This window comes from Catenulispora sp. GAS73 (assembly GCF_041262085.1).
GTDB lineage: Bacteria > Actinomycetota > Actinomycetes > Streptomycetales > Catenulisporaceae > Catenulispora.
On record NZ_JBGCCM010000078.1, the window covers coordinates 1 to 13,089 of the forward strand.

Annotated in this window: 10 protein-coding genes; 7 read left to right on the forward strand and 3 right to left on the reverse strand. The window is 69.5% G+C overall.

The window, feature by feature from the left end:
- Positions 1-372: 372 nt before the first annotated feature.
- Positions 373-1,119 (reverse strand): FadR/GntR family transcriptional regulator, encoded by a 747-nt coding sequence (locus ABH935_RS50280; protein ID WP_370385132.1) that lies wholly within the window; start codon positions 1,117-1,119, stop codon positions 373-375.
- Positions 1,120-1,174: 55 nt separating this feature from the next.
- Complete coding sequence (locus ABH935_RS50285; RefSeq protein ID WP_370385133.1) at positions 1,175-2,653, reverse strand: APC family permease; 1,479 nt, start codon at positions 2,651-2,653, stop codon at positions 1,175-1,177.
- A 404-nt stretch (positions 2,654-3,057) separates the two neighbouring features.
- Here ABH935_RS50285 and ABH935_RS50290 point away from each other — a divergent pair, with 404 nt between their 5' ends.
- Entirely contained in the window at positions 3,058-6,378 is a 3,321-nt protein-coding gene (locus ABH935_RS50290; RefSeq protein WP_370385134.1) for a discoidin domain-containing protein, read from the forward strand.
- An 83-nt stretch (positions 6,379-6,461) separates the two neighbouring features.
- Here the strand turns inward: ABH935_RS50290 and ABH935_RS50295 are convergent, their stop codons facing one another.
- A complete protein-coding gene (locus ABH935_RS50295) occupies positions 6,462-7,400 on the reverse strand; it encodes a helix-turn-helix transcriptional regulator (RefSeq protein WP_370385135.1) in 939 nt (312 codons plus the stop codon).
- Positions 7,401-7,463: 63 nt separating this feature from the next.
- Here ABH935_RS50295 and ABH935_RS50300 point away from each other — a divergent pair, with 63 nt between their 5' ends.
- From ABH935_RS50300 to ABH935_RS50325, 6 genes are all read left to right on the forward strand, one after another.
- Positions 7,464-7,892 carry a VOC family protein gene (locus tag ABH935_RS50300; protein ID WP_370385136.1) on the forward strand — a complete coding sequence of 143 codons (429 nt, stop codon included), beginning with the start codon at positions 7,464-7,466 and terminating at the stop codon, positions 7,890-7,892.
- Between the two features lie 184 nt (positions 7,893-8,076).
- Entirely contained in the window at positions 8,077-8,592 is a 516-nt protein-coding gene (locus ABH935_RS50305; protein ID WP_370385137.1) for a hypothetical protein, read from the forward strand.
- A 92-nt stretch (positions 8,593-8,684) separates the two neighbouring features.
- The gene (locus ABH935_RS50310) at positions 8,685-9,524 is read left to right on the forward strand and encodes an SAM-dependent methyltransferase (RefSeq protein ID WP_370385138.1); all 840 of its coding nucleotides are present in this window, start codon (positions 8,685-8,687) and stop codon (positions 9,522-9,524) included.
- 25 nt (positions 9,525-9,549) lie between these two features.
- Positions 9,550-10,242, forward strand: a complete 693-nt coding sequence (locus ABH935_RS50315; RefSeq protein ID WP_370385139.1) for an alpha/beta fold hydrolase — start codon at positions 9,550-9,552, stop codon at positions 10,240-10,242.
- A 116-nt stretch (positions 10,243-10,358) separates the two neighbouring features.
- Entirely contained in the window at positions 10,359-11,645 is a 1,287-nt protein-coding gene (locus ABH935_RS50320) for a PHB depolymerase family esterase (RefSeq protein WP_370385140.1), read from the forward strand.
- Between the two features lie 114 nt (positions 11,646-11,759).
- Positions 11,760-12,986 carry a YncE family protein gene (locus tag ABH935_RS50325; protein WP_370385141.1) on the forward strand — a complete coding sequence of 409 codons (1,227 nt, stop codon included), beginning with the start codon at positions 11,760-11,762 and terminating at the stop codon, positions 12,984-12,986.
- The last annotated feature ends 103 nt before the right edge of the window (positions 12,987-13,089 follow it).

The following is a 13,089-nucleotide window of genomic DNA, read 5'->3' on the forward strand; positions in this document are numbered from 1 at the left end:
CTGCGCACGCGTTGCGTAGGCGGCAATCGTCGGGCGTGGTGGGCGCCTTGAGGCCTCCGGCGGGCGCTCTACAGCGAGGGGGCGACCCGCGCGTCCGGCTGTTTGGCGGCGGTCCGCGACTGGTCGGCTTTCTGTCCGCTGTTGCCTGCGTTGCGCTGGTCGGCGGCGGTGTTGCTTGTGGTCACCAGGGTTCTGGGTCCCTCGCCGCGTCGTCGCCGTAGACGGAACCAGCCCGGTTTGGCGGCGTCAAGCCGCACCCCACCTGCTGTGGTGCAGCCTCGTTCGGCTTGACACCGCCAAACCGGGCAGGTTGGCAGAGCCCGCCGACGCGGCGAGGGACCCAGAACCAACACCCCGCGTGGTCCGGTCGGACTAGACCCCGACCCCCACGCCCCGTCCCACCTGGTGCGCCTTCACAGCTCCCACCGCGGCGTCCAACCGGCCCAGTTCCAGCGCGGCGAGCAAATCAGCGTGATGCTTGTTCCGCTCCTGCAACAGGCCCGGCGCCGGGACCGCCGCCAGCAGGCACAGCCGCCCCAGCAGGTCCGCCACCTGCTCGCCGGCCATTCCGTTGCCCAGTGCCTCGGCCAGGCCGAGGTGGAAGCACGTCTCCAGGCGCAGCAGCTCCGCGTGGTCGTCTGCGGCGTTCATCTCGTCGACCACGGCTAGGAGGCCGGAGTCCCAGTTCGGCGGTAGTTCGTCCGCCGACCGCGCGACCAGTCCGCATTCCAGCAGTAGGTGGAAGTCCTCCAGGGACGCCGCCTGCTCCTCGTCGCGGAAGGCTGCGGCGATCTCGTCCCAGTTCGAGGCGATGAACGTGCCGCCGACGCGGCCGCGACGCCGGTCCAGTAGGCCGTCCTGGCACATGGTCTCCAGTGCGCGCCGCACTGTCATCTCGCTCATGCCGAGTTCCTCGGCGATGACGCCGGTGTCGGGTAGGCGCTCGCCGGGCGCGAGTACCGCGAGGCGCACGCGTAGTGCTATCCGGGAGCGGATCAGTTCGGCGCCGGTCTGCTGGCGGACCGGCAGTCGGGCGGTGTTCGCGCCGCGGGCCGGCGCCGGCGAGGCCGCCGAGGCCGACGCCGGGTAGGGCCCGAACTTACCCGCAGAGTTCGCCACGCTAGACACTCTAAGTCGCGGGGCGAGCGGTAGCCGCGCAGGTCGAAACGCTCACTCATTCCTCATAACCGTCGGCGACGACCGCCCCGACCCGCTCGCCCAGCGTCGGGTCGCGCCGCGTCAGCACGAGCGCGTACGCCACCGAGGCGACCAGCAGGGCGAGCGAGACGTACGGGAACCAACTGTACGGCGCGGGCTGCCCCGGCTTCACCAGGAAGTACAGCGGTACGACGATCACCGCCGCGCCGAGCGCCGGCAGCACGACGTGGCGCACCACGCGGAACTCCGTGGGCCGGTACCTGCGGTAGTAGAACGGCAGCGCGACGTTCGCCGCCAGGTACACCAGCAGGATCAGGATCGACCCCATCGACGAGGCCTCGGCGAAGAACACGGTGGCGTCCATCGGTCCCCGGTGCGCGTGCCCGGCTCCCCCGATCAGGTGCCCCAGGCCCCACCCGCCGATGATGACCAGGGCGGCGGCGATGAAGGTGAGGATGGCGTTCGTCGGCGTGCGCCGCGTCGGGTGCACGTACCCCAGGAACGCCGGGAACAGCCGCTCCCGGCCGGCGTTGAACAGCAGCCGGGTCTGGGAGTTGGCGCCGGCGATGAGCGAGCCGACCGTCGAGGTGAGCCCCGCGAGGTACGCCAGGAACGCCAGAGCCCCCAGCGTCCCGCGTGCCACCACGATGAAGGGCACGTCCGCCGCTCCGACCTTGTGCACGTCGTATCCGAACCCGGTGACCGTCGCGTACGCGAACAGCACGTAGCTCAGCGACATCACCGCGACCGAGGAGAACACCGCGCGCCCCACGTCCCGCCGCGGATTCTCGCTCTCCTCCGCCAGCGCCGCCGAGTTCTCCCACCCGATGAACAGGTACACCGCCAGCGGGAAGCCCTCGGCCAGCCCCGACATCCCGCCCTTGATGTGGCTGGGCAGGAACGGTGCCGCCGACAGGTGGCCGCCGTGCTTCACGATCGCCGCGACCGACACCACCAGCAGCATGACCAGCTCGACCGCGAAGAAGAACCCCGCGACCTTCGTCGAAAGCACGATCCCGCGCACGATCAGCGCCGCCGAGGCCGCGGTCAGCACCAGCGTCCACACCACCCACGGCGGACTCCACCCGGCGTAGAACTCCAGCGTGGTGGCCAGGAACCCGCCGGACACCGCGATCACCGCGGAGATCCCGATGATGTAGCCGAGCGCGGCCAGCAGCGCGGTCGCCACGGCGCTCGCGCCGCCGAACGTGGTCCCGACGAAGGTGATGAAGCTGCCCGCCGAAGGGTGCGCCCGGGAGAACTGCGCCAGCGTGTTCCCCAGCAGCGCGACGGCGACGCCGGCCACGATGATCGTCAGCGGCGAGGCGACGCCGGAGGCGGTGGCCAGGAACCCGAAGCTGAAGTAGAAGCTCATCGCCGGCCCGATGTTGGCCATCGTCGAACCGGCGATGTCCAGCAGCCCCAAAGCGCCGCCGCGCAGGCGCTGCTGCTCCAGCCGGGCCCGGACGGGAGGCGGCGGCGAGACTACGGACATGCGCGGCTCCTCGCCGGCTGAGGGGGTGGTGCTGGGCGTCGGTGGTCGGCGGTCGTCGTCGGCGGCGGTGGTCGGTGCTCGTCGGCGGTGGTCAGTGGTGGCCGCGAAAATAGTTCGTGGCGAGCAGTTCGGCAAGTATCCGCAGCCGAGACGCCCTCGCGTGACCGCCGGAGACCCCCTCGCTGCACGGTCACAGATCGTTGTTTCATCGCCGGGTCGAACACCCGACCATCGCCGGCCTCCGCTCTCGGTCTACGTCATGCACACCGTGATCGGCGAGTTCCGTTGAATGAACGTGATATTTCGTGGACCTGTCAGAGTCTTGCAATCACCTGTCGCCCTTGCAACGATGTGCCGTGCGATCCACCCCACAAGGCACATCCACCAATCGCCCTGGAGGACGCATGAGTGTCATCGGACACCGCATCTCCGCCCCACCCCTGCGCAGACGGCTGACCGCGCTGGCCACGGCCGCGGCGAGCGCCGTGGCCGGCATGACCCTGCTGGTCGGTGCCGCGCCCGCGCACGCGATGAACGGCCCCGGCACGCCGCCGTACTGGGCCCACTCGCCGTTCGCCGTGCCCGGCGGCACCGGCGTGAACCTGCCGTTCACCGAGTACGAGGCCGAGGCCTCGACCAACACCGGCACCCTGCTCGGCCCCGACTTCACCCAGGGCACCGTCGCCAGCGAGGCCTCCGGCCGTGAGGCCGTGCAGCTGACCGGGTCCGGCCAGTACGTGCAGTTCACGCTGACCGGCGCCGCGAACGCCGTCGACGTGCACTACAACCTCAACCAGGGCGCGTCCGGCTCGCTGTCGGTGTACGTCAACGGCACCAAGCAGAGCAAGGAGCTCGCGCTCACCTCGGCGTACAGCTACATCAGCACCGGCGGCATCACCGGCAGCAAGACGCACAAGTTCTTCGACGACGCCCGGATGATGTTCGGCCAGACCCTGCCCCAGGGCACGGTCGTGAAGCTGCAGGTCGACTCGACGGACAGCGCGGTGCCCTACACGATCGACGTCGCGGACTTCTGGAACGTCCCGGCGGCGGCGAGCCAGCCGTCCGGCTCGATCTCCGTGACCAGCGAGGGCGCCGACCCCACCGGCGCCGCCGACTCCAGCAACGCCTTCAACACCGCGATCACCGCCGCGAACAACGCGAACACCTCGGTGTGGATCCCGCCGGGCACCTACCTGGTGAACAACGCGATCCAGACCCAGAAGGCGACGATCGTCGGCGCCGGCAACTGGTACTCGCAGATCAAGACGAACATGTTCATCCACAACAGCTCGTCGGTCTCCGGCCCGGTGAACCTCAGCGGCTTCGCGATCCTCGGCAACACCGTCGGACGCCATGACGACAGCTCGGCGAACGGCGTCGACGGCTCGCTGGGCAGCGGCTTCACCGTGGACGGGCTGTGGATCCAGGACACCAACGTCGGGTTCTGGCTGCAGTACGGCAACAGGAACGGCACCGTCGAGAACAGCGTGGTGGAGTCCACCGACGCCGACGGGTTGAACTTCAACGGCAACGCCACGAACAACACCGTGAAGAACAACTTCCTGCGCGGTACCGGCGACGACGGGCTGGCGATCTGGTCCTACCCGACCGCCGACTCCGGCATCACCTTCGCGAACAACACGATCGTGGCGCCCACGCTGGCCAACGGCATCGCCGACTACGGCGGCTCCAACAACACCATCTCCAACAACGTGATCGCCGACGACAACGCGTTGGGCAGCGGCCTGGCCATCTCCAACGAGGCGTTCCTCCAGCCGTTCTCTCCGTTGTCCGGGACCATCACCGTCTCCGGCAACTACCTGATCCGCGCCGGCGCCTACAACCCGAACTGGAGCCACGTGATGGGCGCCGTCCAGTTCGACCCGTACAACTCGGACTTCACCAACGTCACGATCAACTACAGCGGCGGTGCGATCCTCGACAGTCCTTATGAGGCCTTCGAGATCGTCGGCGGCGACGGCACCGGCCACCTCGCCAACGGCGTGAACATCAGCAACGTGAGCGTGCAGAACACGGGTACCACCGTGTTCCAGGCCGAGACCGGCGGCGCGGCGAGCGTGAGCGGCGTGACCGCGAGCGGGATCGGCGTCTCGGGCACGTACAACAACAGCTACCCGGGCAACGTCGCGGGCGCCTACACCTTCAACCTCGGCAGCGGGAACTCCGGCTGGAGCACCACCCCGGTGCTCACCACGTTCCCGGACCCGGTGCAGCCCGGCGCCCTGCACGCCACGCCGAGCAGCCTGAACTTCGGCGACGTGAACTCCGGCTCGACCAGCGCGCCGCAGTCGGTGACCGTCAACAACCCGGGCACCAGCGCCGCGGCGCTGTCCGGGATCAGCGTCACCGGGCCATTCGCGCAGACCAACAACTGCGGCGGTTCCCTGGCCGCCGGCGCCTCCTGCACCGCGCAGGTGACGTTCAAGCCGACCGCCGGCGGCAACGCCACCGGCACGCTGACCGTCGCGACCAGCGCTCCCGGCGGGCCGCTGAGCGTCGCGCTGTCCGGGCGCGGCATCACCTCCTCGACCAACCTGGCGCTGGGGCAGCCGGCCGTCGCGAGCAGCACGCAGACCTCGTTCGTGGCGTCCAACGCGACCGACGGGAACACCGGCTCGTACTGGGAGAGCCAGGACGGCGCGGGCTACCCGCAGACCATCACCGTGGACCTGGGCTCGACGCAGCCGATCGGCTCGACGACGCTGAACCTGCCGCCGTCCTCGGCCTGGAACACCCGCACCGAGACGCTGTCCGTGCTGGGCAGCACCGACGGGTCGACCTTCAGCCAGATCGTCGGCTCGGCCGGGTACACGTTCAACCCCTCGTCCGGCAACACGGTCACCATCGCGCTGCCGTCCGGGACGAGCGCCCGGTACGTGCGGCTGAGCTTCACCGCCAACACCGGCTGGAGCGCGGCGCAGCTGTCCGAGTTCCAGATCTTCCCCGGCGGCTCCTCGACCGGCAATCCCAGCGCCCTGACGGCGAGCCCGTCGAGCGTGTCGTTCGGCAACCAGGCCGTCGGCTCGACCAGCGCCGCGCAGACCGTGACGGTGACCAACCCGGGCAGCGTCGCGGCGGCCATCTCCTCGGTCGGCGCCACGGGACCGTTCGCGCAGACCAACAACTGCGGCAGCTCCCTGGCGGCCGGCGCCTCCTGCGCGGTCCAGGTGACCTTCACCCCGACCGCGTCCGGCGCCGCGAACGGCACCCTGTCGGTCGCCAGCAACGCCCCCAGCAGCCCCCTGACGGTGGCGCTGTCGGGCACCGGCACCACGAGCGGCAACACCAACCTGGCGCTGAACCAGCCGGTGACCGCGAGCGGCACCACGCAGAACTACGTGCCCTCCAATGCAGTCGATGGCAACACCAGTTCCTACTGGGAGAGCACCGACAACGCCTTCCCGCAGTGGTTCCAGGTGGACCTCGGCGCCTCGCACAGCGTCAGCCGCATCGTGCTGGACCTCCCGCCGTCCTCGGCGTGGGGCACCCGCACGCAGACGATCCAGATCCAGGGCAGCACCGACGGGACGAACTACACGACGCTCGCACCCTCGGCGGGCTACACCTTCGACCCCAGCACGGGGAACACGGCGAGCGCCACGTTCACGGCCGCGAACGTGCGGTACGTGAAGCTGACGTTCACCGCGAACACCGGCTGGCCGGCCGGTCAGCTCTCGGAATTGGAGGTGTTCTCACAGTAGATCGACAGCTGCGCTTTTCTGAATGTTGACGCTGGTGGGGCCCGGTCGGCGGTTCGCCGGCCGGGCCTCGCTGCTCGGCGGGTCTATGCCGCGGCGTATCGACGTGCCAGCAACGCGAACGCATCTCTTAACTCCGGCGGCCCGACGACCTCAATGTCGGCGTCGAACACCCCGATCGCCGCAGCCAGCGCGGGCCACGACCACGACCCCAGCACGAGCCGGCAGCGTTCCGGCGCCAGCTCCTCGACGACCGCGTCGTGGGCGAACGGCGCCACGTCGGCGATCGGCGCGTGCAGGATCACCTCGCCGCGGCAGGGCCAGCCGCCGGTAGCGCTGGACCCCTGGAAGCGGCTGGTGACGAACGCGGCCACGTCGCCGCCGGGCAGCTCGCGCGGGGTGAAGCGCGGACCGTTCGGGATGCGGGGGCTGATGCGGTCGGCGCGGAAGACACGCCAGTCGTCGCGGTCGAGGTCCCAGGCCACGAGGTACCAGCGGCCGCCGCGGGTCACGAGGTGGTGCGGCTCGGCTTTTCGTGGGGCGTCGGCGTCGGCGTAGTCGAAGCGCAGCACTTCGCGCGCGTGGACCGCGGCGCTGAGCGTCATCAGGACGTCCACGCCGACCGCGGCGGCCGCCGTCGGGCCGATCGCCGTCACCTGGAACATGTCGACCCGGCGCCGCAGCCGCGAAGGCATCACCTGCCGCACGGTGTTCAGCGCGCGCATCGCCGCTTCCTCCATCCCCCCGCCACCGACCACCGCGCTCTGCAACGCCGCGGCCAGCGCGACGGCCTGGTCGTCGTCGAACAGCAGCGGCGGCAACTCCGACCCGGCGCTCAGCCGGTACCCGCCGTCCGGCCCCTTCGCCGTCGCGATCGGGTACCCGAGCTCCCGCAACCGGTCGACATCACGCCGCACCGTCCGCGAACTCACCTCCAACCGCGCGGCCAGGTCCGCGCCCGGCCAATCCCGTCGCGCCTGCAACAGGGACAACAGGGACAACAACCGTGCGGAGGTCTTCGGCATGTCTTCCATCATGCCCCGAGTAGAGGACACAACCTGGCCGCTACTGCTGCAAAAGTTCCTGCCATGAGCATCAAATCCACAACCCACGTCAATTTCCGAGGCAACGCCCGCGCGGCGCTGGAGTTCTACCGCGACGTCTTCGACGGCGACCTGACCGTCATCACCTACGGCGCCATGCACGCCGCCCAAAGCCCCGAGCAGGAAGAGCAGATCATGTGGGGCCAGGTCACGGCCCCCAGCGGCTTCGCGATCATGGCCTTCGACGTCCCGGCCGACCGCCCCTACGACAAGGGCGTCACCCCCTTCTACGAGTCCGTGCGCGGCGACAGCGTCGAGGACGTGACCCCGATCTGGGAGAAGCTGACCGACGGCGCGACCATCCTGCAGAAGCTGGAGCCCTCGCCGTGGGCCCCGGCATACGGGATGCTCACGGACCGGTTCGGCGTCACGTGGGTGGTCGACGTCGCCGCCGGTGCCGCTCCCACAGAGTGATCTGAGGGTCTTGAAGCCGGGCCGGGACGCGAGATGACAATCGTGATCCGCCCGGCTTCGCCCCCCGCTAGGAACTCAGAGCATTGACACGTGCTGCGCGCCCCACCATGCTCGAACGCAGCCAAGGGGGGTTCAGGCCATGTCCAGGTGCAGGCAGGCTCTCGCCGCTTCAGGGATCATCGTCATGGGGTCCCTCCTCGCAGGGTGCTCGTCGTCGGCGAGTCACCAACAGACCGCGGTCTCGTGGGCGGAGCACTACGACAACATCCATGATCTGACGGCCCACAGCACCATTGTGGTCGCGGGCTCCTTCACCGCGGTCACGAAGCAGACGACGTCGGGCAACAACCCGTCCACTGATTTCACGTTCACCGTCTCGAAGGTACTTGCCGACAAGGCGCAGACCACTGCGGCGGGTTCGGCCATCACGATCCACCAGACCGGTGGATCGATGTCGGATGGCACGCCGGTCTCGACCGAGGATGATCCGTTGTTCAAGGTCGGCGAGACGACAGTGCTCTTCCTCCATCAGTACTCGCCGGGCCACTTCTACGTGGTCGGCGGCCCGAACGGCAGGTTCGAAACCCACGCCGCGACCACCAAGAGCGCAGGCGTCGCCGAAGTGGAGCCGTTCAACTCGGAGACGGTGCAGTTCACCGGCAGCGTCGATCAGCTCGCCGCCGAGGTCGCCAAGCCCTAGGCACCGCCCCGGCGAAGTGATTCAGCGCACAGTATCCTGGCTCTCCAACGGGCCGCCGCGTACGGGGCCGGCCGCCGAGGGTGGAGGTTCGCATGTCTGAGAACGGCCGGCGTCAGGACGGGATCGAAGGGGTCGGGCACTGGCTGCCGACCACCATCGACACCTCCGTGGCGCACATCGCTCGGGTATACGACTTCTTCCTCGGCGGTAAGGACAACTTCCCGGCGGACCGCGAGGCTGCGGCGCGGATCCTCAAGGGGAACCCGGGCATGCGCGACACCTGTCGCGAGCAGCGCGAGTACCTGCGCCGCGCGGTCCGGTTCCTCGCGGAGTCCGGCATCCGGCAGTTCATCGACATCGGGACCGGACTGCCGACGCAGGAGAACACCCACGAGGTCGCGCAGAAGGTGGCCCCGGACTCCCGGGTCGCCTACATAGACAACGACCCGATCGTGCTGGCGCATGCCAGGGTCCTGATGGCCGACCAGGACCACGGCCGCACCGTGTTCATCCACGCCGACGCCCGCGAGCCCGGCAAGCTGCTCGCCGATCCGACGCTGGCCGACGTCATCGACTTCACCCGGCCGGTGGCGATCCTGCTGATCGGCATCCTGCACTTCATGCCGGACAACGAGAACCCGGCCGAGCTCATCAGCACCCTGCTCGACGCCGTGCCCGAAGGCAGCTATCTGGCGATCAGCCACGGCACCCCGGACTTCGCCCCGGAGATCGGGGACGCCGTGCAGGCCGCGTACCAGGCCTCGTCGATGCCCTGCCGGGTGCGGACCTCCGAAGAGGTCATGGCCCTGCTCCGGGGCGTGGAGCTGGTGGAGCCGGGCCTGGTGCTGCTGGCCGAGTGGCGTCCCGACGGCCCGGTGCCCGAGGACCGCCAGGAGATCACGTACGCGGCGGTCGGCCGCAAGCGCTCCTGAGCTTCGGCTCCGATACCGTGCAGCCATGGCAGATTTCGTTTTGGTCGCAGGTGCGCGGCTCGGAGCGTGGGCCTGGGACGCCGTGACGCCCCACCTGAGCAGGGCCGGCCACGGCGTGCACCCGCTGACCTTGTCGGGCCTGGCGGAGAAGCAGGGCGTCCCGGCCGGGCAGCAGACCCACGTCCAGGACATCGTCGACGTGGTCGAGGGCAAGGACCTGCGCGACGTCGTCCTGGTCGGGCACAGCTACTCCGGCATCCCGGTCGGCCAGGCCGCGGAGCGGATCGGCGACCGGCTGGCCCGCGTGGTCTTCGTCGACTCCGCGGTTCCGGGCGACGGCGAGGCGTTCACCGCCCTCATGCCCGACGGCGGCGCGGCGTTGAAGGCGACGCTCGCCGAGAACGCGGGATTCTGGCCGGTCTCGCCCGCCTCGAGCTTCGAGGGCCACGGCCTGACCGAGGAGCAGATCGCCCGGATCGTGGCCGGCGCGACGCCGCACCCGGGCGCCACGCTGACCGAGCCCGCCAAGATGGCCCGGTCGGTCGCCGACCTCCCGGCGACCTACATCAAATGCTTCCCCGAAGACGAACTCGACGAGGGCCTGGCCGAGCTGATCGCCCATGGAAACTGGCGGCTGGTCGAGCTGGACACCGGCCACTGGCCGATGTTCTCCAAGCCGCGCGAGCTGGCGGAGATCCTCCTCGACGCAGCCCTTTAACTCAGCATTCGACGTTCCCACTGCACGCCCCGTGAATATGGGGCCCGCAGACATCGTACGGAGGCATCAGCGGCAGTACGGTCCGGTCACCCCAACGGTGAACGGGAGGTTACGCAATGCCTCGCACATCCCGCACCCCCACGTCCCGAACGTCCAGCCGACGCCGCGGCGCCCTGGCGTCGCTCGCAGCCGCGCTCCTGACCCTGGCCGCCTCGGCGCTGACGCTCTCCCCCTCCGGCGCCTCGCCCGCGCGCGCCGCCTCATCCCTGAATCAGGTCACGAACTTCGGCTCGAACCCGGGGAACCTGGCGATGTACAGCTACGTCCCGCAAGGCCTGGCGCAGGGCGCTCCGCTGGTCGTGGCCCTGCACGGCTGCACCCAGACCGCCACCGACTACTACGGCCACTCCGGCTGGTCGCAGTTCGCCGACCAGTGGGGCTTCACGGTCGTTTTCCCGCAGACCTCCAACGCGAACAACTCCCTGTCCTGCTTCAGCTGGTTCGACTCGACGAAGGACACGCGCGGCAACGGCGAGGCCGCGTCCGTCGCGGCGATGGTGTCGTACGCGGAGAGCCACTACGGCTCGGATCCGCACCGGGTCTACGTCACCGGCCTGTCCGCCGGCGCCGGTCTCACCGCCGACCTGCTCGCCGACTATCCGGACGTGTTCGCCGGCGGGGCGATCGACTCCGGGCTGCCGGCGCAGTGCGCGACGACGCAGTCCGCCGCTTCGTCGTGTCAGAACAGTAGCCAGAACCTCACGCCGGCGCAGTGGGGCGACAAGGTGCGCAACTCAGACCCCGGATACAAAGGGCCGTGGCCGCGCGTCGCGATCTGGCAGGGGTCCGCGGACTACACGGTCTATCCGGTCAACGCCACCGAGCTGCGCGATCAGTGGACCAACGCGTGGGGCATCAGCCAGACCGCGTCGAGCACACAGACCTTGAGCGGCGGGACCACGGAGTCGGTGTACAACGACGGCAGCGGGAAACCGGCCGTCGAGATGTACTCGATCAGCGGGATGGGGCACGGGCTGGCGGTGGATCCGGGTTCCGGGACCGCTCAGTGCGGGTCCACCGGCGCGTACTTCCTGAGCTACATCTGCTCGACGTACTACACGGCGACGTTCTGGGGGCTGAACTCGGGGACGCCTCCGACATCGACGTCTTCGACGACACCGCCGTCCACTACGCCTTCCACGCCACCGACATCCTCTGCGCCCGCCGCGTGCTTCACGGCGAACAACTACGCGCAGACCGTCGCCGGCCGCGCCTACCAATCCGGCGGCTACACCTACGCCGACGGCTCCAACCAGAACATGGGCCTGTGGAACGTGTCCGTCACCCACACCCTGAAGGAGACCAGCCCGGGCTACTACGTCATCGCCGACAGCGGCTGTTAGCGCTTTTCTGCCACGCCGCGACAGGATCCGGCGTCGCCATGGACTCTTCCGCGCAACGACTCTATGTTCTCAAGGCCCCGATATTACCCCACAGTACGATCTTGGGAGCAAACCATGCCACGAAGACTCCAGCGGCTCACCCGGATCCTCGCCGCGGCGGGCCTCACCGCGGCCGGCCTGACGGCCACCTCGCTGACCGCCGCCCCGGGCGCGTCCGCCGACACCGGCCTGCGCGACGTGCTCGTGGTCGGCAACAGCCAGGCCGGCACGGTCAGCGTGATCGACGGCCACACCTTCGCCAACCTCGGCTCGATCAACGTGATCCCGGACCTGTCGCAGCGCATGTTCGAGATCTACCTCAACCCGATCTGGCTGGCCGGCTACGAGGCGGTGCGCGCGGTCGAGGGCGGCGACCGCTACGTCGACGACGCCACCGTCTCCCCCGACGGCCGCACGCTCTACGTCTCGCGCGGCAACCTGGACGACGTCGCCGCCTTCGACCTGACCACGCACGCGGAGCTCTGGCACACCCGGCTCGACGGCTTCCACGCCGACCACGCCGCGCTGTCCCCCGACGGCACCCGCTACGTCGTCTCCGCGACCACCGCGCAGGAGGCGGAGGTCTTCAACACCGCGACCGGGACCGTCGTGGGCACCTTCGCCACCGGGACCTACCCGCACCAGAACGACTACAGCGCCGACGGCAAGTACATCTACAACTCCAGCATCGGCATCACCTCGCTGCCGCAGTCCCTGGAGTGGGCCAAGGGCTCGTTCCAGCTGACCAAGGTGGACGCCAGCACGCTGCAGGTCGTGAAGACCTGGACGTTCCCACACGGGATCCGCCCGAACGAGATCGCGCCCGACGGCCACACGTTCTACGCCGACCTGTCGTACCTGAACGGCTTCGTGAAGTACGACCTGAACACCTCGCAGATCCTGAACACGGTCCAGATGCCGTACGCGAGCGGCGGTACGACGCTGAAGCCCGACAACTACCCGAAGAACTCGGCGCACCACGGCCTGGCGCTCAGCGGCGACGGGTCAAAGCTCTGCGACGTCGGCACCATCGACGACTACACCGCGATCGTCTCGACCTCGAACCTGACCACCGCCGGCATGGTGAACTACCCCTCCGGCGCCCTCCCCTACTGGGGCCAGACCAGCGCCGACGGCCAGTACTGCTTCGTCTCGCTGAGCAACGTCGGCCAGGTGTCGGTGATCGACTACGCCACCGCGACCGAGGTGGCGCGCGTGCCGGTCGGGTCGTTCCCGCAGCGGGAGCGGATCTCGCAGATGGCGCCGGCGGCAGTCAGCGCGCTGGATCCGGCGGCGGGCTGAGCACGAGTTCAGCTGACCGCGTGCGGGCAACGGTGGCGGGGCCGGGGGGGGCACCCCGGCCCCCCCCCCGGCGCACCCCGACCTACAAACCCATCGCCCCCCC